The sequence below is a fragment of the Streptomyces sp. NPDC086835 genome, from assembly GCF_044745705.1.
Classification (GTDB): Bacteria; Actinomycetota; Actinomycetes; order Streptomycetales; family Streptomycetaceae; genus Streptomyces.
This window is the reverse complement of sequence record NZ_JBIVAU010000005.1, coordinates 225,987-244,645: the sequence shown is the minus strand read 5'-3', so window position 1 is coordinate 244,645 and position 18,659 is coordinate 225,987. Positions and strand designations below refer to the sequence as shown.

The 18,659-nt window shown below is 69.0% G+C and carries 14 protein-coding genes; 5 read left to right on the top strand and 9 right to left on the bottom strand.

The window, feature by feature from the left end; genetic code table 11:
- Positions 1 to 125: 125 nt before the first annotated feature.
- Both ACIPJI_RS18955 and ACIPJI_RS18950 read left to right on the top strand, forming a co-directional pair.
- Entirely contained in the window at positions 126 to 629 is a 504-nt protein-coding gene (locus tag ACIPJI_RS18955) for an LGFP repeat-containing protein (RefSeq protein ID WP_402247446.1), read from the top strand.
- 67 nt (positions 630 to 696) lie between these two features.
- Positions 697 to 2,193: an alpha/beta fold hydrolase gene (locus ACIPJI_RS18950; protein WP_402247445.1), complete on the top strand. Its 1,497-nt coding sequence runs from the start codon at positions 697 to 699 to the stop codon at positions 2,191 to 2,193.
- Positions 2,194 to 2,291: 98 nt separating this feature from the next.
- On the opposite strand, the gene ACIPJI_RS18945 is transcribed toward ACIPJI_RS18950, so the two are convergent.
- Positions 2,292 to 2,987, bottom strand: a complete 696-nt coding sequence (locus tag ACIPJI_RS18945) for a hypothetical protein (protein WP_402247444.1) — start codon at positions 2,985 to 2,987, stop codon at positions 2,292 to 2,294.
- Between the two features lie 474 nt (positions 2,988 to 3,461).
- On the opposite strand from ACIPJI_RS18945, the gene ACIPJI_RS18940 reads away from it, so the two are divergent.
- Positions 3,462 to 4,259 carry a VOC family protein gene (locus ACIPJI_RS18940; RefSeq protein WP_402247443.1) on the top strand — a complete coding sequence of 266 codons (798 nt, stop codon included), beginning with the start codon at positions 3,462 to 3,464 and terminating at the stop codon, positions 4,257 to 4,259.
- Between the two features lie 100 nt (positions 4,260 to 4,359).
- Here the strand turns inward: ACIPJI_RS18940 and ACIPJI_RS18935 are convergent, their stop codons facing one another.
- From ACIPJI_RS18935 to ACIPJI_RS18915, 5 genes are all read right to left on the bottom strand, one after another.
- Complete coding sequence (locus ACIPJI_RS18935) at positions 4,360 to 5,886, bottom strand: MFS transporter (RefSeq protein ID WP_402247442.1); 1,527 nt, start codon at positions 5,884 to 5,886, stop codon at positions 4,360 to 4,362.
- A 163-nt stretch (positions 5,887 to 6,049) separates the two neighbouring features.
- Positions 6,050 to 7,402, bottom strand: a complete 1,353-nt coding sequence (locus ACIPJI_RS18930) for a carotenoid oxygenase family protein (protein WP_402247440.1) — start codon at positions 7,400 to 7,402, stop codon at positions 6,050 to 6,052.
- A gap of 132 nt (positions 7,403 to 7,534) precedes the next feature.
- Entirely contained in the window at positions 7,535 to 8,056 is a 522-nt protein-coding gene (locus ACIPJI_RS18925) for an SRPBCC family protein (protein WP_356621450.1), read from the bottom strand.
- A gap of 141 nt (positions 8,057 to 8,197) precedes the next feature.
- The gene (locus ACIPJI_RS18920) at positions 8,198 to 8,764 is read right to left on the bottom strand and encodes a TetR/AcrR family transcriptional regulator (RefSeq protein ID WP_402247438.1); all 567 of its coding nucleotides are present in this window, start codon (positions 8,762 to 8,764) and stop codon (positions 8,198 to 8,200) included.
- A gap of 154 nt (positions 8,765 to 8,918) precedes the next feature.
- Positions 8,919 to 9,791 (bottom strand): leishmanolysin-related zinc metalloendopeptidase, encoded by an 873-nt coding sequence (locus ACIPJI_RS18915; RefSeq protein ID WP_402247436.1) that lies wholly within the window; start codon positions 9,789 to 9,791, stop codon positions 8,919 to 8,921.
- 279 nt (positions 9,792 to 10,070) lie between these two features.
- On the opposite strand from ACIPJI_RS18915, the gene ACIPJI_RS18910 reads away from it, so the two are divergent.
- A complete protein-coding gene (locus ACIPJI_RS18910) occupies positions 10,071 to 11,948 on the top strand; it encodes a DNA/RNA non-specific endonuclease (protein WP_402247434.1) in 1,878 nt (625 codons plus the stop codon).
- A gap of 685 nt (positions 11,949 to 12,633) precedes the next feature.
- On the opposite strand, the gene ACIPJI_RS18905 is transcribed toward ACIPJI_RS18910, so the two are convergent.
- Both ACIPJI_RS18905 and ACIPJI_RS18900 read right to left on the bottom strand, forming a co-directional pair.
- Complete coding sequence (locus ACIPJI_RS18905; RefSeq protein WP_402247432.1) at positions 12,634 to 13,242, bottom strand: FMN reductase; 609 nt, start codon at positions 13,240 to 13,242, stop codon at positions 12,634 to 12,636.
- Positions 13,239 to 14,336: an LLM class flavin-dependent oxidoreductase gene (locus ACIPJI_RS18900; protein WP_402247430.1), complete on the bottom strand. Its 1,098-nt coding sequence runs from the start codon at positions 14,334 to 14,336 to the stop codon at positions 13,239 to 13,241. The genes ACIPJI_RS18905 and ACIPJI_RS18900 overlap by 4 nt, the downstream gene beginning before the upstream one ends.
- 493 nt (positions 14,337 to 14,829) lie before the next feature.
- Between ACIPJI_RS18900 and ACIPJI_RS18895 the strand changes: the two genes are divergently transcribed.
- Positions 14,830 to 17,085, top strand: coding sequence for an NB-ARC domain-containing protein (locus ACIPJI_RS18895; protein WP_402247428.1), 2,256 nt, complete (start codon positions 14,830 to 14,832; stop codon positions 17,083 to 17,085).
- A gap of 467 nt (positions 17,086 to 17,552) precedes the next feature.
- Here ACIPJI_RS18895 and ACIPJI_RS18890 read toward each other — a convergent pair whose 3' ends face one another.
- Entirely contained in the window at positions 17,553 to 18,548 is a 996-nt protein-coding gene (locus tag ACIPJI_RS18890) for an alpha/beta hydrolase (RefSeq protein ID WP_402247426.1), read from the bottom strand.
- Positions 18,549 to 18,659 lie beyond the last annotated feature (111 nt).

Below are 18,659 nucleotides of genomic sequence, written 5' to 3'. Positions count from 1 at the left end.
ACTGCGGCATCCCACGAGATCCCGCAGGTGCGCGTGGAACCGGACAACAGGACCGGATCCTGCTTCGCCTGACCCCTCGCGCCGCGGATCCGTAGTTCGCACGGCGGAACGAGCTGGAGGCGGAAGTGACTGCCATCGACGAGAAGTGGGCCCAGATCCAGTGGATCGGCGCCCCGTTCGACGCAGGCGCGGGAAGCAACGAGGGACCGAACCCCGACGGGCGGGGCACTTCACGCGACTTCGTCCACGGGTCCATCTACTGGTCGTCGGAGACCGGCGCGCACGAAGTGCACGGGGACATCCGGCTCAAGTACGCCCAGCTCCGCGGCTCCGGCGGATTCCTCGGGTATCCGTTGACGGACGAGTTGGGGTGCCCCGACGGAAAGGGCCGGTTCAACCACTTCCAGGGCGGCTCGATCTACTGGACACCGTCGACGGGCGCGCACGAGGTGCACGGAGCCATTCGCGACCTCTGGGCGAGCATGGGCTGGGAGAACAGCTTCCTCGGCTACCCGGCGACCGACGAGATCGGCACAGGGGACAGCCGCTCCAGCCGCTTCCAGCACGGCCACATCAGCTGGTCTGCCGCGAAGGGGGCGGAGGCGCACCGCAGCACCCTCATCGACTGATCGGCGGCGAGGAGCGAGACGGGCCGTATCCGGGAAGCAGATGCCGCCCGGGGACAGCGAGGTTCCCATGCCCGAAAAGAACAAGCTCCCGATCGTGTACGTCCGGGGATTCGCCGGCGACACCGAGGGGATAGACAAAACCGTCAAGGACCCGTTCTACGGCTTCAACGAGGGTTCCACCCATGTCCGGGTCGGAGCGGGAAACGTGCCGAGCTTCCACCAGTTCGAAAGCCCGCTGCTACGACTCATCCTCGACGAGGATTACAAGATTCTGGTCGAGGGCGGGCAGGATGCCTATCTGGACAGCCATGACAGCATCCCCTCCAATTCGATCTGGATTCTGCGCTTCTACGACGTCTCCGCCACCACATGGGGCGCCGAGCCGAAGAAATTCCGGATCGAGGATGCCGCCGCGGACCTTCTGACGTTGATCGACAAGCTTCGCGAGAAGTCGGGGGCGACGCATGTCCACCTGGTCGCCCACTCCATGGGTGGGCTCATCTGCCGCTGCCTCCTGCAAAAAGTGCTCCCCGACGCCGGCCGTGACCCGGCCGACTGCGTGGACAAGGTCTTCACGTACGGATCGCCGCACGGAGGCATCACCTTCGACGCCGGGTTCGGCCTCTTCGAGAAGGTGCGTGATGCGACAGGCCTCAACGGTGCCGAGGTGTTCGGGCCGGAGCGCATGTACGAGTACCTGACCCCGACCTCGGACCACGATCCGCAGGGACGTCCACCGGACTGGCGTGCCCGGGACATGCCGGAGCGCGACAGTACGCACCCGAAGGTGTTTCCTCGCTCTCGGATCTTCTGCCTGGTCGGCACCAACCCGAAGGACTACGACGTCGCGTTCGGCCTCTCCGCCGCCGTCGTCGGCGCGCACAGCGACGGGTTGGTGCAGATCGAGAACGCCTATGTGCCCGGCGCACACAGGGCGTTCGTGCACCGCAGCCACAGCGGCCGCTACGGCCTCGTGAACTCGGAGGAGGGCTACCAGAACCTACGGCGGTTCCTCTTCGGTGACCGCAAGGTCGAGGCCACGCTCGCCGACTGCCGACTTCCCTCGATCGAGGGGACCACCTGGCAGGCCGAGGTCCGGCTGTCCGTACGAGGACTGCCGATCGTCATGCACGAACAGACGGCCGAGCACTGGTGCCCGGTTCAACTGCCTTCGTCGGGTGCCTTGGCGGACGTCCCGCTGACCACCGCGTTCCTGTGCAGCGGCCTGCGGCCGCACGGCAGCGACACAACCATGCGCTACGCGCTGCAGCTGCGCATCCTGTCGCTGCGTGAACAGCGCGGGTTCCTGAGCTTCGGCGACCACCTCGAGCAGACCGCCGACTTCGACGACACGCTCGTGGTCGACATCGGTGAGGGCACATGGGCCGCATGGAACTCGCTCATCCCCGGCACCATCAGGAGTCATGAGCCCAGCGGAACTTCACTGCAGGACGAGGACACGCGCGCGGGGACGTGGGTGGCGAACATTCCGCTGCCCGCCTCGGCGCAACCGATCCTCGGCGAGCAGGCCCGGATCCGGCTGACGGTCACCCGCTGGACCTGACGGCACGGCGGCTACCGCGACGTGTCCCGGTGCGGCGTCGGGGCCCCCGGACGGCGGACAGAAGCACCCGGCCCGAAGGACTCCTTCGTCGCGAAGGCTCAGCGGAGCAGCGCTCCGCGCAGGGTGATGCCGTGCCGCGTACGCAGCCGCCGCAGCTCCCACATCGCCACGAGGGTGACCGACAGCGGGGCTCCCAGGGTGAAGGCCATCCGCACCCAGAACGGCACGCTGTCGTAGGCGCCGCGGAACAGGTCGAAGAGGGCGACTTCCCACACGAGCAGCGTCGCGAGCAGCGGCGGAACCGTCTCGTGGAGGTCCGCTGTCCGGAAGACGTGCACGAGCGACTGCGCGATGCCGTAGAGACCGAACGGGGCGAGCCACAACAGGAAGGCACCCAGGGCGAACAGGAGCACCACCCGCCCCGCGGAAGCCGTCCAGTTCGTGTCCTCGGTCACGTAGCCGAGTCCCGTGATCAGTCTCGGCACGGCGAGCGTGACGACCAGCGCGAGCAGAGCCCCGGCAGGCTTGCCCACACGGCGCAGGAACAGACGCCGGTTGGGCGGGCGGGCCGCCGCGATGAAAGCGGCGACGGCGACCGGGAAGGTCACCCCCAGCACGATGAGGGTGGTACGGATCTGGGCGAAGCGGTCGTCCACCACGGCGTCGGCGTCCGAGGCCGGCCCGTAGGACAGCAGCATCCACGTGATGGCGACCAGGCCGACGATCGTCCGGACGACCTGGACCCTCTTCACCATCGGGTCGTGCACACGGTCGGGCCGGGACGGCGTGAACACCGCGCGCCCCACGGCGATCGGGTTGAAGAGACGCCCGAAGGTCAGCCGGCGCCCCGGGGCAGGCGGCCACGGACCCGGCGGCGGTAGGGGTGGCCCACCCGGTCCCGGCGGTTGTCCCCCGCCGTACGGGTTCCACGGTGCCCCGGCGCCCCCGTTTGCGCTCATCCCCGTGTCCTTTGCGTCGCCGTGCCATGAGGTCACAAGGAGACTAGGCAATCGCAGCGCGTGAAAACCATCTTGGTCCCGCTGCAGTTGCGCTGCAGTCGAGTGCCGGCAGCGTCTGGGGCGCCACTGTCGGACGATGGACCGCACCACGGCCAGGCGCGCCGGCTGCCGCCGTCCCAGGATGTCGCGAGGACCCAGGCGGACGACGTTCACCGATCTGATGGAGGGATGTGACGGCCGGGCCGACGGGCGGGTGTCGGTGCCGGGTGTCAGTCTGAGCTGAGACCTGATCTGCGAAAGGGAATCGTCGTGATCACCACTGATTTCGCCCCCGGCTCCCCCTGTTGGCTGGACCTCGGTGCCCCCGACGTCCCGGCCGCCGCGGCCTTCTACGGCGCGGTGCTGGGGTGGGACTACGAGTCCATGGGGGAGGGGGAGGACATGGAAGGCGGGATGTTCCGGAAGGACGGCAAGATCGTCGCCGGGCTGGGCAAGCTCACAGAGAAGGGCGCGCGTCCGGCCTGGATGATCTACTACTGCGTCGCCGACGCGGATGCCACGACCCAGGCCGTGGAGAGCGCGGGCGGCACGGTGCGGGTGGCGCCGAGGGACCTCGACGAATGGGGCCGGATGGCGCAGTACAGCGACCCGCTGGGGGGCCAGTTCGCCGTCTGGCAGCCTGGGCAGAACAAGGGCGTCGACCTTGTGGACCAGCCGGGCTCGCTGTCCTGGACCGAGCTGTACACGAGCGACGTCGCGGCTGCGAAGGAGTTCTACGGCCGGGTCTTCGGCTGGCAGTTCAGTGACATGGAGCTGCCCGGCGGCGGGGGCACGTACTCCCTCATCACTCCTGCCGGGCTTCCAGAGGAGCGTATGCACGGCGGCCTCATGGAGCTCCGCAAGGAGGACCTCGCTCTGGCGAACGGGCAGCCGTACTGGCACCCGGTCTTCGCCGTCGCCGACTGTGATGCCGCGGTCGCACAGGTCAACGACAAGGGCGGCAGCGTGCAGATGGGGCCGGAGGACGCGGAGGGCGTCGGCCGCTTGGCGGTCTGCCTCGACCCGTCGAACGCGGACTTCGTCGTGCTCACCCCGACCGAGAGCTGAACGCCGGAAGGCCGGGCCGACGGCGGCACTCCGCGCCGACCGGCCCGGATTGCTTCCATGGGGCCGCATTGTTCCGGCGGTCGCGGAGACGGCTGTCGAGTCATCCGGTTGGAGACGCGTCAGCGCACGGTGGCGGCGTCGGTGGGCTGTGCGGCGTGGCGGCATGGGGCGCGGTCGGCCTCTGGTCCGGGGCGGCCGGTCGGGCCGCGCGGCGTGCGAGCAGGGGAGTGAGTGCGGCTCCGGCGGCGATGAGCGCAGCGGAGACGAGGAACGCGGCCTGATAGCCCTCGGTGAGGGCCTCGGCGGTGGACGCGTGAGGCGCTGCGCCGGCTGTCGTCGAGGCGGCAAGGGTGCCGAGGACGGCAAGGCCGATGGCGCCGCCGATCTGGCGGGTGGTGTTGACCAGGCCCCCGGCCAGGCCCGCGTCAGCGGGGTTCACGCCGGCCACGGCGGCGCTGGTGAGCTGGACGAAGCCGATGCCGAGTCCGAGGCCGATGACGACGGTGGGACCGAGCAGGTCGGTGGGGAAGGTGCCCTGCGCCGAGATGCGGGACAGCCACAGCAGCCCGGCCGCCTGCGTCAGCAGGGCGGCGGCGAGGGTGACATGGGCTCCCAGTCGGCCGGCGAGGCGTGGGGCGAGGGAGGAGCCCAGCATGTTCGCTGCTGCCAGGGGCAGTTGGGACAGCCCCGCCTCCAGCGGCCCGGCGCCGAGCACTTGCTGCTGGTAGAGGGGAAGGAAGAAGAACAGTCCGACCCACACGGCGCCGAGCAGTGTCATGACGAGATTGGCCGGGGCGACCGTACCTGTCGTGAGCAGGCGCGGCGGGATCAGGGGGGCCGGATGCCGCCGTTCGACCAGGACGAACAGCAGGAGCAGAACGGCGGCGGCGATCAGGGAGGTCAGCACCAACGGGTCGGTCCATCCGGACCGCCGGGCGGCGGTGAGCCCGTGGACGAGGGCGACCAGCCCGAGCGTGACGGCGAGTGTTCCGGCGAGATCGATCCGGCGGGCGCCCGCGGCGGGAAGGGCGGTTGCCGGCAGCAGCGCGGCAGCGGCGGCGCACACGAGGGCCGCGCCGATTCCCGAGACGTGGAAGATCCAGGGCCAGCCGAGGCTCTGGGTGAGCAGTCCGCCCGCCAGTACCCCGGCCGCTCCGCCGGCGCCGGAGACCGCACCCCACACCCCCAGCGCCTTGCCGCGGCCGGGACCGGGCGGGAAGAGTTGCATGACCAGGGCGAGTGCCGCGGGCGCCACGGCCGCGGCGCCGATCCCCTGGGCCGTACGCGCGCCGATCAGCAGCCACGCCATGGAGGCCAGTCCTGCGGTCGTCGAGGCCACCGCGAAGAGGGCGAGGCCTGCGAGGAGGACCCGCCGTCGGCCGAGGAGATCGGCGGCTCTCCCGCCCGACAGAAGCAGGGCCCCGAAGGCGAGTCCGTAGGCGTTGACGACCCAGGACATGCCGCTGTCGGACAGGCCGACCCCGTCGCGAACGGCGGGCAGAGCGACGTTGACGACGGATGTGCTCAGCGTGACCACGAATTGCGCGCCGGCCAGAACGGTAAGAGCCGCTCCGCTGCGCGTGGCCGACAGGGAGCGTGAGCTCCGGGTCGGGTTGATCGACTTCACGACAACTCCCCTGTGCGGTGGACATCTGCTGTGCCGTTCCGAGAGGCGCGGGCGACGAGCCGTCGCGCTCCCGCAGATCAAGTGACGGCCCGTCGCGCGCCGGTGGGCGGGGCGGGCACCGGAGGCGCGACGGCTTCCACTGCCCGCCCGGGTGATCGCGCGGTCAGATCGTGGCGTCGGGGATCCAGGAGCCGTGGATCATCGCGGGGACGCGGCGGGGCAGGTGGATGGTGGCGATCGGGGGGACGCTGAGGTCGGAGGCGTCGAGGACGAGCATCCTGGAGGCGTCGGCGTTGAGGTCGCTGACGACCGTGAGGAGGTAGCCGGCGTCTTCGCCGGTGGCGGCTTCGGCCTGGACGAAGACCGCCTCGCTGGGCAGCTGGCCGGTGCCGAAGGCCAGCAGCTGCCGGGCACCGGTCGTGCGGTCGTACTTCACCAGGGTGTGGTTGCCGATGCCGAGGTCGTCGGGGAACGACAGCGCGTACTGGTAGCGGTGCTCGCGGCCGAGGAAAGCGTCGTTGATGGTGGGGAACTCCACGGTCAGGTCGTCGGTCTGCTCCTCCGTGACGCGGCCGGCCGCGAGATCGACGGTCCAGCGGCGGCTTCGTGAGCCGGAGTTGGGCTCGGCGCCGCGGTCGGGTGCTCCGACCCACCAGTTCCAGGAGCGCTGCCAGCCCTCGCGGCCGACCGTGGGTCCCTCGACGACGATCCGGCCGAGGGCGTCCTCGTAGGCGTTGGCGAAGTGCATGCCGTACCCCTGGGCGATCTCGAACCAGCGCACCTTGGCGGCGCCGCCGATGCCGCGCGGCATGACCCCGATCCGGGTCGGCCGGGCGTCGCTCCAGGCGTAGGGGATGCCGGAGTGTTCGGACGGGTCGAAGGTGACCGACCCCTCCAGGAAGACGACGTGGTGCTCGGTGATGGCGAAGTCGTGCTTGAGCGCGGCGGTGGCGCCGGGGACCTCCTGGCTTTCCAGGACCTGACCGTCGGGCGAGGCGACGTGGTGGATCAGGAACGGAGGGAAGGGCGAGGAGGCGAAGAAGTGCAGCTCGCCGGTGACCGGGTCCTCCTTGGGATGGGCGGTCATGGCGGAGGTGAGCTTGCCGCCGAAATCGAAGGCCCCCACGGTCTCCAGGTCGGCGGTGAGCTCGAAGGGCAGATTCGACTCGCACAGGGCCAGCAGGCGTCCCCCGTGCTCGATGACGTGGGTGCCGGCGGTGCTCGCGGTGAGGTCGGGGCCGTGCGCGGTCATGTAGGGGGCGCCGTCCAGGGCGGGGGTGTGCACCCAGCGGTTGCGGTACCACTCGGCACGGCCGTCCTGGAGGCGGATGCCGTGGACCATGCCGCTGCCCTTGAACCAGTGGGTCGGGGTGATACCGGGCTTCGGGTTGTGGCTGTTGCGGATCAGCCTGCCGGTGAGCTCGGGCGGGATGCTGCCCTCGACTGTCAGGCCGGTGGCGGTGATCTCGTCGGCGACGGGGGTGTAGTGACCGGTGAGGTAGGGCTTGCTGGTCATGACGGCGTCCGTTTCTCTTGAGCTTCTTTGCGTGCGGGTGGTGTCGGCGAGTGCCGGATCACAGGCCAGAGGAATGCGTGGTCAATCACTCACTGTTTGGGCGAAAAGCGGCACCGAGAGCGGCCTGGTATTTCAGGGGCGCTGCTCGGCCCGCTGCTTGAGGTTGTGGAGCCAGCGCTCGAGCGAGGCGTCGAGCGCCTGCTGGAGTACGGCGGTGTCGGCGGTGACCGGATCGCCGGACCAGGACTCCTCGGTGTGCACCTTCACCCCGTCCTCCGTCGGGGTGAAGGTCCACACGTGGACGGCGGTGATGCCTTGGGCGGGGCCGCCCCACACGATGCGCCGCTTGGGCTCGACCTGAGTGACCGTGGAGGTGATCCCCTCGAGGCCGTCGGTGGACCACACCCAGGACGAGCCCGGCCTGAGCGGCCCCGGGGTCTGCTTGACCGACGAGCTGACGCCGGGCTGCCAGGCCGGCCACTGTTCCACGTCGGTCTGGATCCGCCACACGCGGTTCAGGGGTGCGTGGATGACGATGTCGTCGCGGGTGATCACCGGAGCGTTCTGGTCGATCCCCAGGGGTTCGCGGTCGGAGTCACCCGGCCCGAAGGTCAGGGGAAGCGCGGTCAATACGGCGGCGGCAAGGGCGAGCATGTCGTTCCTCCACGGGTGTCGAGGGCTGTTGGCGAGCCCTGCAGATTCTATGTGTGTTTGATCACTCACTGGCTGGACGTGATGCAGCTGCATCAGGTCGAAGGGGGTAAATGTCGAGGGGTGTCGTGCTGTGCTTCAGGGTCAGTAGTGCCGGATGCCCGCGGCGAGGGTGCGCGTCCACGGGGCGTCCACGGTGTCGACGTCCATCGACACCAGAAGGTGACAGAGCATCCCGACGGCGAAGAACTCCTGCACCTGTCGGTCGTCACCGCCCGAGGCTCCGCGCACGTACTCCACCAGGCGTGCGTACCCGGCGCGTACGGCATCTCGGACGGCGGGCTCGGAGACCGCGGCGGCCTGGGCATGCGTTTGCACCAGCATGAGGTCGTTGTCGCTGATCAGGCGGGCGTACGCGTCCCCCATCGCCGAGAGCACCGCCTCGGGCGAGCTGCCCTTCGCGGCGGCCGCACCAGCCTCCAGGCTCTCGCGAACCCGGACGAAGCAGTGCTCGACGACGGCGACGAACAGTGCTTCCTTGTTGGGGAAGAGCCGGTAGACGTAGGCCTGGGAGATGCCGGCGGCCTTGGCGACCTCGGTGGTGGTGGTACCGAAGTACCCCCGCGCCGCGAAGGCGCCGATCGCCGTGCGCAGCACGGTTTCACGGCGTTCGTCGGCGGTGGACAGTTGGCGTCGGCGTTCCGCGTTCATGTGAGTACTTAATCACTCACTCTTTTGAGGTGTCAACATGCTTAAGGAGGGCGGGTGTCCGGTCCGCCCGTAGGCGGACGCATCCCCGCCCTCCCGGCTCGCTGTCAGCGAGCGGTCCGCAGCGCGCGGACGCCGCCCCGACCAGGTCCGTCAGTCAGGGCCTCTCGGCCGGGATACGGGTCGGGACGGTCGGAAGCACCACATGCTCCGGCATCGAGGTCGGTACGCGGCCGGATCGTGCGATCTCGAGAAGATTCGGCAGCTCGTAGTCCTGTGCCGCGTCGAGGTCGACCGTGTATCCGAGGTCGCCCAGGCTCGCCACCGTCAGACGGCTCAGGGGGTTGTTGTTGCCGTCGATGTTCGGCGACATCAGTTCGTTGTCGAAGACGCTCTCACGCCAGTGGCCGCCCGCGCTTCCCGCGCCGCCGACATTGGCGACCGGCACCGGGGCGGGCCCATCTCCGGTGAGTCTTCCGAACTCCTTCATGGCGCCCGAGCCGACGAAGGTCGGGTCGAGGCCGGGGAAGTCCTTCAGGAAGCCGAAGTCCTCCCAGACGGTTCCGATCCCCAGTACGTGTCCCATCTCGTGCGTAATGACGTCGAGGAGTGAGCCCTCCTCTTCCATCTGGGTCAGGTCGGCGCTGTCGAACATCATGCGCCCCTTCGCGGGAAGTCCCGCTCCGCTGGCCGCGTCGTCCCTCCGGAACCGCGTCGGGCCGGCCTGTCCGAGGATGTTGGGGACGTTGTTGACACCGTCGATCGGCACGCCTTCGGCGTCGATCAAGAGATCGTTGATCACGACCCTACCGGTGAGGTCGTTGATGATCGCGGTCTCCAGGTCTCCCACGATGACGCGCGCCCAACGGTCCGCGGCCTCGGCGAAGACGCTCTTCTGGCTGTTCGTCAGCCCTCCGAGGAACCGCACCTCGATCTGGAACGGAGACGTGGTCGAGGCGAGTTCTGCGGCGCGGCCGCTGTCAGCGACTGCCCTGTACGTTTCAAAGGGGTCGTTGATGTGCCTGCCCATGGCTACTACTCCCATCGCCTGTAGCCGGCTTTGTCCCCCCTCAATGACGTTGAACCCATTCAGAGTTGTAGGCGATGTAACAAAATATCGTTGAATGTTCGCCTGTTTCCGCGCAGTGCAAGTGCATGGCATTACATGTTCTGGCCCCGGACGTATCCTGGAAGGTGCACGACAGAGCGGGAAGCCCAGGCCGTTCGCTTCGGGTTCAACCACAGCTGGATCCCCATGATTTAGGCAGGGCTTCTCACGCCCGAACTCCATGCGTGAAGGGAGCCTTCCATGGCTGCCAAGAAGCGTGCGTCCGCCGATCCCAGGCCCTCCACAAGCGGTCAGGACAAGCTGATCGGCGATCTCAAGCAGTTCATCCGTACCCGCGGATCGGGCTTTCTCAGCGACCCGAATGTGTCCTCGATCGGTATTGGGTACAAGGAGAAGAACGGGAAACGGGGCAAGGAGCTGGCCCTTCAGTTCACGGTCGACAAAAAGGTCCGTCCGGAGGGACTGGACGAACTGAAGACCGCCGAGATCCCCGAGACCATCGACATAGGTGACGGCGTCACGGTGCCGACCGATGTCGTCCAGCGCTCCTACAAGCCGCACTTCCTCGTGGTGGCCGAGGGCGAGACGCCGCAGCGGCAGAAGCGCGTCGATCCGGTCCGCCCCGGCGTGAGCGTCGGCAACGTCAAGGTGAGCGCCGGCACCTTCGGGTGCATCTCCTTCGACAGGAACGACGGTTCGCCCTGCCTGCTGAGCAACTGGCACGTGCTGAACGGCCGTAAGGGCGAGCTCGGCGACGTGGTCGTGCAACCCGGCAAGGCCGACGACAGCCGCATCGCGATGAACCGTCTCGGCACGCTCAAGCGCGCCCACCTCGGCAGGGTCGGCGACTGCGCAGTGTCGACGGTCACCGATCGTGATTTCGCCAGGGACATCCTCGACCTCGATGTCACGCCGACGAAGCTGGGCGAACCGCAGATCGACGACAAGGTCGTCAAGAGCGGCCGCACCACCGGGGTCACGCACGGCCTGGTGACCAGGCCCTTCGCCGTCGTCAGCATCAACTACGGCGCGTCGGTCGGAGTTCGCGAGATCGAATGCTTCGAGATAGGCCCCGACCCCAAACATCCGGCGGACGGCGACGAGATCAGCCTGCCCGGTGACTCCGGATCGGTCTGGATGTTCACGACCCGCTCCGGCAGGCCCACGGACGTAATGGCCGGTCTGCACTTCGGTGGTGAGGGGGACGAGGACCCCGAGGACCGCGCTCTGGCCTGCCTCCCCCAGGCGGTCTTCGACGAACTGAAGCTCACCCTGGCACCGCCGGACCCCGAATCGCTGGAGGCCCTGACCGGGTACGACCCGGGCTTCCTCGCGGTACCGATCGGAACCCCGCAGCTCAACCCGTCGATCAAGGAGGACGCCGTCCGGATCAACGGGTCCGAGGTGATCCCTTACACGCACTTCTCGCTGGCCCTCAGCACGTCGCGGCGCTTCGCCGTCTGGGTGGCCTGGAACATCGACGGCGGCACACTCAAGAAGCTCGACCGGAAGGGCATCGACTTCGTCAAGGACCCGCGGCTTCCGGCCGCCGCCCAGGTCAGTAACGAGCTGTACAAGGGCCGCAACAACCGGCTCGACCGCGGCCACATCGCGCGTCGCGCCGACGTGGTGTGGGGCTCGTTGCCCGAGGCGAAGAAGGCCAACAAGGACTCGTTCTTCTACACCAACATCACTCCGCAGATGGACGACTTCAACCAGAGCGGGCGGAACGGCATCTGGGGCCACCTCGAGGACGCGGTCTTCGAAGACGTCCGTGTCGACGAGCTCAAGGTCAGCGTGTTCGGCGGCCCGGTCTTCCACGAGGACGACCGAGTCTTCCGGGGGGTCAAGCTCCCGCGCGAGTTCTGGAAGGTGCTCGTCTTCTCCGAAGACGGCAAGCTCAAGTGCAAGGCGTTCCTGCTGACGCAGAACCTGGATGTGCCCGAAGCCCTCGAACTCGACGAGTTCCGGGTCTTCCAGGTCAAGCTGTCCGAGATCCGGACGCGGACCCACCTGCGCTTCCCCACCGCGATGACCGCGGCGGACACGCTTGTGGTCCCGGAATCCGTGGAGGACCGGACACCACTGGAACGTCAGTCCGACATCGACTGGAGCTAGTGCCGGATTCAGTGGCAGGCCGGTCCTCGGCAGAGCCGAATTGCTTGCGGCGACTCCCTTCATGGTCCGGGGGGAGTGGTCACAGGCCGTGAGATCTGTATGGCGATGCTGAGCAGCTCCGCCGAGCGTGCACTCGTCAAGCTCCTCGCGCCTGCGGGCACGGGGCCGCCTGGCCCCGGGCCCGCAGCGCCGCCCGGTACCGGCGACGGGTCACTTCGGCACAGCCTGGTGGAGGCCCGGTCGTCTGCGCGAGATGGGGCCGATGTCACCTCGGCCCCCCCTCACGCAACCTGTACTCATGCGCCTGCTCATGCCGTTCGTGCACGTCCGCGCGGCCCGGCGCGCAGGTGCCCCGCTCGGTCAGGGGGCGAGCCGCTCGGCGGCAGCCTCGACCAGTTCAGGTCTGCTTCGGTAGGGGCGATGGCCGCGTCGATGAGCAGGGAGACCAGGGGGCGTTGACGCGGGAGCGCCGCAGCCGGGTCAGGCCGGCGAGTTCGGGTGGACTGGCGCCGGGACGTGACGAAGAGTTCAGAGCAACCGAACCGAGTGCCCCCAGGTACCGAACAGCTTCAGAAACAGCTCGTCGCGGGAGCCCGCGCGTGCGCAGCACCCGTTGTGGTCCGCGTCCTCCTGGTGCCATGCACGTCCCTGACCGTAGCGAAAGCATGGTCCTTTTGACCCGGGCTCAGTCGAAGCGCAGATCGGAGAGCTGCTTGTCGGTAATGTCGTCTTCGGGAAATGGGCCGGTTGCCCTGGCGGCCAGGAGCGAGGCCATCTCCGCGCCTGCCCGCCGTATGCGTGCGGGCAGGCCCTCCGTGTACGTGTCGCTCCCGGATCCCCAGTCCTCGGACGCGGCATAGACGGCGGTGGGGACGACGGCGGCGCGCAGGTAGGCGAAGAGCGGGCGCAGGGCGTGTTCCAGGACCAGTGAGTGGCGGGCCGTGCCCCCTGTTGCTGCGATCAGGACCGGCTTGCCGGTGAGGGCGTCCGGATCGATCAGGTCGAAGAAGGACTTGAACAGTCCGCTGTACGACGCGGAGAACACCGGTGTCACGGCGATCAGGCCGTCGGCGCCCGTGACCGTGTCGATCGTGGTGGCCAGATGCGGCGGCGGAAAACCGGTCACGAGGTTGTTGGCGATGGCGACGGCCAGGGTACGCAACTCGACGACGTCGACTTCCACCTTGTGGTCCTGGTCCGCCAGCCTTTCGCGGACCTCGTCAGCGAGCCGGTCGGCCAGCAGCCGTGTGGAGGACGGGACGCTCAGCCCCGCCGATACAGCGATGAGCTTCATGCGGCGGACACCTTTTCGGATTCCGTGGCGGCGGCGAGCAGGGAGTGGTGGGTCGGCGCGTCCGGCACCCCGGCCGGCCGCGCCTTGGCGAACTCCTCGCGCAGCACCGGCACGACCTCCTCGCCGAGGATGTCGAGCTGCTCGAGGACGGTCTTCAGCGGCAGCCCCGCGTGGTCCATCAGGAACAGCTGGCGCTGGTAGTCGCCGGCGTACTCGCGGAAGGTCAGCGTCCGCTCGATGACCTGCTGCGGGGAGCCGACGGTCAGCGGTGTCTGCTCGGTGAAGTCCTCCAGGGAGGGGCCGTGGCCGTAGACGGGCGCGTTGTCGAAGTACGGACGGAACTCGCGCACCGCGTCCTGGGAGTTCTTGCGCATGAAGACCTGGCCGCCGAGGCCGACGATGGCCTGCTCAGGGGTGCCGTGACCGTAGTGTGCGTACCGCTCTCGGTACAGAGCGACCATCTTCTTGGTGTGGGACATGGGCCAGAAGATGTTGTTGTGGAAGAAGCCGTCGCCGTAGTACGCGGCCTGCTCGGCGATCTCCGGTGAGCGTATGGAGCCGTGCCAGACGAACGGTGGCACGCCGTCCAGTGGGCGGGGCGTGGACGTGAACCCCTGCAGCGGCGTGCGGAACTTGCCCTCCCAGTTGACGACGTGCTCGCGCCACAGCCGGTGCAGTAGGCCGTAGTTCTCGATGGCGAGGTTGACGCCCTCCCGGATGTCCTGCCCGAACCACGGGTAGACGGGCCCGGTGTTGCCGCGCCCCATGATGAGGTCCACGCGCCCGTCGGCCAGGTGCTGGAGCATCGCGTAGTCCTCGGCGATCTTCACCGGGTCGTTGGTGGTGATGAGGGTGGTGGCGGTGGAGAGGATCAGCCTCTCGGTCCGCGCGGCGATGTAGCCCAGCATGGTGGTCGGCGACGAGGGCACGAACGGTGGGTTGTGGTGCTCGCCGGTCGCGAAGACGTCCAGACCGACCTCCTCGGCCTTCAGCGCGACAGCGACCATGGCCTTGATGCGCTCGCGCTCGGTCGGTGTACGGCCCGTGGTCGGATCAGGTGTGACGTCGCCAACGGTGAAGATCCCGAATTGCAAGGCCCCTCCATTCATCAGGTGATCGAGTGGTCCTCGAACGGTAGGAGTGCACCGCGTGGCCGGCATGACTGTGGGTGCACGGGAACGGGCCCCACAGCGTCCTCCTCCCGTGCCTGGCCATAGGGCGGTCGCCTTGTTCGGTGCAGCCACGGCCGGCTGCTGCTCACGGGCCTGGAACTGTTGGTCATGGTCCGCCTCCTGCGGTGCCGTGCGGTGCGTACCCGAATGGCGCCAGGTGCCCGCGCGGAGGGCGCAATGCCGTGGTTGCCGTGATCCAGGCGTCCGCGGGGCTGCGCGCCGCGGTGGCCGAGGACACGGCGCGGCGGGCGTGCCGCACTTCGTGGTCGTCTTCCTCAGCGTGTGGTGGGGCGGTCGGCGGTTCACCGGGCGACGGGGTCGGCCGGGCGTTCAAGGGCAGTCGTTGCCGCCGTCCTGAGGCTGTGGCCTGGAGAAATACGTCGTATTCTTCCGTCTGGGGAGAATAGGGAGGGTCATGTCAGGGGAGCAGTCGATCGGGGTTGTTCTGCGTGGTCTGCGGCAGCGGGGCCGTTTGACGATGGAGGAGTTGGCTGAGGCGTCGGGCGTGAGTGTCCGGGCGATCGGCGATATGGAGCGGGGGCGTAGTCGGGTTCCGCAGCGGCGTACGGTGGTGGCGCTGGCGGAGGGGCTGGGGCTCGCGGATGCGGAGCGGGAGGCGCTGCTGGCGGCTGCGCGGGCGGCGCGTCCGACGCGTGCGGTGACGGTGGCGGGGACGGCTGTGCCGCCGCGATCGGTGGGGGACTTCACGGGGCGCGAACCGGAGCTGGCGCTACTGCGGGAGGCAGCGGAACGGGGCCGTGCCGGCGGGGAGGTGTCGGTGTGGGTCGTCTCCGGTCCTCCGGGCTGCGGGAAGACGACGCTGGCGCTGAAGGCGGCAGCGGATCTGGCGGAGGAGTTCCCCGACGGGTGTTTCGTCGTGGACCTGCATGGGGTGGACGGCCCCGTGGACACGGGCGAGGCGCTGCTGAAACTGCTGAAGGCCCTTGGCATGTCGGACCGCCGGCTGGCGCGCGAGGATCCACAGGGCCGCGCGGGGCTGCTGCGGGCGCTGTTGGGTGACCGCCGGTGCCTGGTGGTGTTGGACAACGCCCGCGACGAGGAGCAGGTTCGTGCGCTGCTGCCCGCGGGCGGGCGGAGTCTGGTGCTGGTCACCAGTCGGCGGCCCCTGACCGGGTTGGAGGACGTCGACCGCCTGGCGCTGTCGGAGATGGCGCAGGACGAGGCTGTCGATCTGCTGCGCCGGATCCTGGGCGAGGAGCGGGCGGACGCGGAAGCCGAGGCTGTGGCGCGGGTGGCGGAGCTGTGCGGGCGACTGCCGTTGGCCTTGCGGGTGGCGGGAAACTGGCTGACGGTCCGTTCCGGATGGAGCGTTGACCACCTGGTCCGCCGCCTGGCCGACGAAGAGCGCCGGCTGGGCGCGCTCGCCGCCGGCGACGTGCGGGTGGAGGCGGCGTTCGAACTGTCCTACCGTCAGCTGACCGGCCAGGCCGCGCGGATGCTGCGGCTGCTGAGCCTGGTTCCGGGGCCGGACATGACCGCTGCCTACGGCGCCGCTCTGACCGCGACCGGCGTCTTCGAGGCCGAGGACGTGATGGAGGAGCTGGTCGAGGCCGGGCTGCTGCAGGCCACCTTCACCGGCCGCTACCAACTGCACGACCTGCTGCGGCTGTTCGCCCACGCCCGGCTGTCCCGCGAGGAGGAACCCGGAGAGCGGGAAGCAGCCGACGACCGGCTGCGCACCTGGCTGCTGGAGACGGCTGTGGTCGCCGGCCGCTGGTACCAGCCCAAGTACGGGGCGCCGCCGCCCTCCTGGCAGGGCCTGGTCCCGCTGGAGAGCGCCGAGCAGGCCCGTGCCTGGCTCCAGAGCGAAGCCGCCGCCTGGCTCGCCGCGCTGCGCAGCGCCGCCCAGAGGAGTGAGCACACCCAGGTCGTGGAGACCGTCTATGCCATGGAATGGTTCTGCGACCTGTGGGTCCACTGGGGACACTGGCCGGAAGTCTTCCGCTTGGCCGGCGAGGCCGCTACCGCACTTGACGACCCGTACATGCAGGCTTTCCACCTCAACATGTACTCCTGGGCCCTCTCCTGCGAATCCCGGTACGGGGAGGCCATCGAACGGGCCCACGAAGCGCTGGACTGCGCCCGCCGCGCCCAGGACGCTTCCCAGCAGGCCTCGGCACTGGCGCAGGCGGCATGGGCCCAAGCGGAGCTCGGCGAGGTCCAGGAGGCCGCCGACAAGTCACTCGCCTCCATAGAGCTCTACGAAGAGACCGACGACCGCGAGGGCTGGCTGGGCGCCATGTTCACCTACGGATCCTCCCTGCGCCTGCTCGGCCGTGCCGAGGAATCCCTGATCCAGCACCAGCGCATCATCACCTTCCTGGATGCGCCCGACTGCCCGGTGAGCGGTCACCTCGCCGACATCTACCGTGCCAACACGACCCGCGCGCTCGGTCGCGGCTACGCCGTCCTGCGGCGATGGCGCGAGGCCGCCGACCACTATCGCAATGCTGTGGTCCAGTCCAACCGCATCGGCATTCCCCACATCGAGGGCAGCACGCTACTGCATCTGGGAGAGGCCCTGATCGAACTGGGAGAAGCCGAGGAAGCCCGCTCCTGCCTCCGTCAGGCCGTCGCCTTCGGTGACGCGGCCGACAGCAAAGACCTCAAGACCGCACAGAAGCTCCTGGACTCGCTCCCCTCCGAGTGAGGAACGTCCGCCGCCACGATGTGCCCTGGGTTCGGCATCCCGTGAGGCTGTCGCCGCCCCGTTGATCACCGCGAAGGCCGACGTGATGTGGGACGAGAGTGTCGATCAGCTGCGCTGCGTCGCGGCCTGTTTCCCGACCGGGTCCATGATTTCGCGTCACTCACGGCTTTGCGCGATCGTCCGCCGACGCGGGCGGCCGTCCGGCAAGCGGTGCTTTCCTGCGCGGAGCGGACCGGCCGCTGCGCTGAAGCGGTGCCGGGGCGGTCAGATATGCGCCGGTGTCGGCCGGGTGCGCTCGGGCTACGGCCTGGGGTGCCGCCGTTTCTGCCGGAACGTCAGCACGATGGCCGTCACCGACGGGAGGATCCGTACCCTCACGTATCCGTCGGCGGTTCTGTGCAGGCCGAACCGGGCGGAGATCACTCCGGTCGTGATCGCCGGCAGGCTGTGTCCACAGTGGAGAGGAATCAACCGCGGTGCCGGTGCAGGGCGACGTGCACGGTGTCGAGGGCCTGGATGAGGGCGGCGCGGGCGGCCTCCGTGTCGCGCAGCGGATCGAGCACCACGAAGTCGTGGATCGTCCCGTGGTACCGCATGGAGACCACCGCCACGCCGGCCGCACGGAGCTTCGCCGCGTAGGCCTCACCCTCGTCGCGTACCACGTCGGCCTCGCTGGTGACCACCAGTGCCGGGGGGAGTCCGGTGAGCTGTTCCAGGGAGGCCTGCAGCGGTGATGCGGTGGCCTGGCTCCGCTGCCGTACGTCGGGCAGGTACTGGTCCCAGAACCAGCGCATGGTCTCGCGGCCGAGGAAGTAGCCCTTGGCGAACTCCCTGTACGAAGGGGTGTCGAAGTCGGCGTCGGTGACCGGGCAGAGCAGCACCTGCTGAAGCAGCCGGACCCCGCCGCGCTCCTTGGCGAGCAGGGTCAGCGCCGCCACCAGGTTTCCGCCCGCCGAGTCGCCCACGGCGGCCATCCGGCTCCCGTCCAGACCGATCTCGCCGCCTCGCTCGTAGATCCACTTCGCGACCGCGTAGCACTGCTCGACGGCGACCGGGTACTGCGCCTCGGGGGCGCGCTCGTACTCGACGAAGACCACGGCCGCGTCCGTACCGAGGGCGAACGCGCGCACCAGGCGCTCATGGGTGCCGGCGTCGCCCAGGACCCAGCCCAGCCCGTGCAGGAACAGCACGACGGGGATCTCGCCGACGCTGTCGGCGGGCCTGACCACCTGCACCCGTACGTGACCGGTCGGCCCACCCGGCAGTGCGAGCCACTCCGTGGAGGTGGCCTCCTCGTCGAAGGGGTCGGGGTCGTCCTTCCCCTGAAGACGGACGAGGTCGATCCGGGCCTGTTCCAGGTCGGGGTCGTGCGCCGACGTTGGGCAGGTGTGCCGGGTCACGAATGCCCGGGTGGGGCGGTCCAGGACCGGGTGCCGAACGGAAAATGGGACGAAGTCGGTCACACGGTCTCCTGCCGAGAGGGCCGAGGGGGCCTGAAGCGAAAGGGTTGTTTCGGTGCACCGGGTGCCTGGTCGAGCGGCGGAACGCGATGCTGCGGCTGCCGGGCCGGGGCA

Excerpts from the sequence above, each read along its gene's own strand:
- ACIPJI_RS18950 (WP_402247445.1), top strand. The coding sequence starts at position 697 with ATGCCCGAAAAGAACAAGCTCCCGATCGTGTACGTCCGGGGATTCGCC.
- ACIPJI_RS18930 (WP_402247440.1), bottom strand. The coding sequence starts at position 7,402 with ATGACCAGCAAGCCCTACCTCACCGGTCACTACACCCCCGTCGCCGAC.
- ACIPJI_RS18925 (WP_356621450.1), bottom strand. The coding sequence starts at position 8,056 with ATGCTCGCCCTTGCCGCCGCCGTATTGACCGCGCTTCCCCTGACCTTC.
- ACIPJI_RS18920 (WP_402247438.1), bottom strand. The coding sequence starts at position 8,764 with ATGAACGCGGAACGCCGACGCCAACTGTCCACCGCCGACGAACGCCGT.
- ACIPJI_RS18915 (WP_402247436.1), bottom strand. The coding sequence starts at position 9,791 with ATGGGCAGGCACATCAACGACCCCTTTGAAACGTACAGGGCAGTCGCT.
- ACIPJI_RS18910 (WP_402247434.1), top strand. The coding sequence starts at position 10,071 with ATGGCTGCCAAGAAGCGTGCGTCCGCCGATCCCAGGCCCTCCACAAGC.
- ACIPJI_RS18905 (WP_402247432.1), bottom strand. The coding sequence starts at position 13,242 with ATGAAGCTCATCGCTGTATCGGCGGGGCTGAGCGTCCCGTCCTCCACA.
- ACIPJI_RS18895 (WP_402247428.1), top strand. The coding sequence starts at position 14,830 with ATGTCAGGGGAGCAGTCGATCGGGGTTGTTCTGCGTGGTCTGCGGCAG.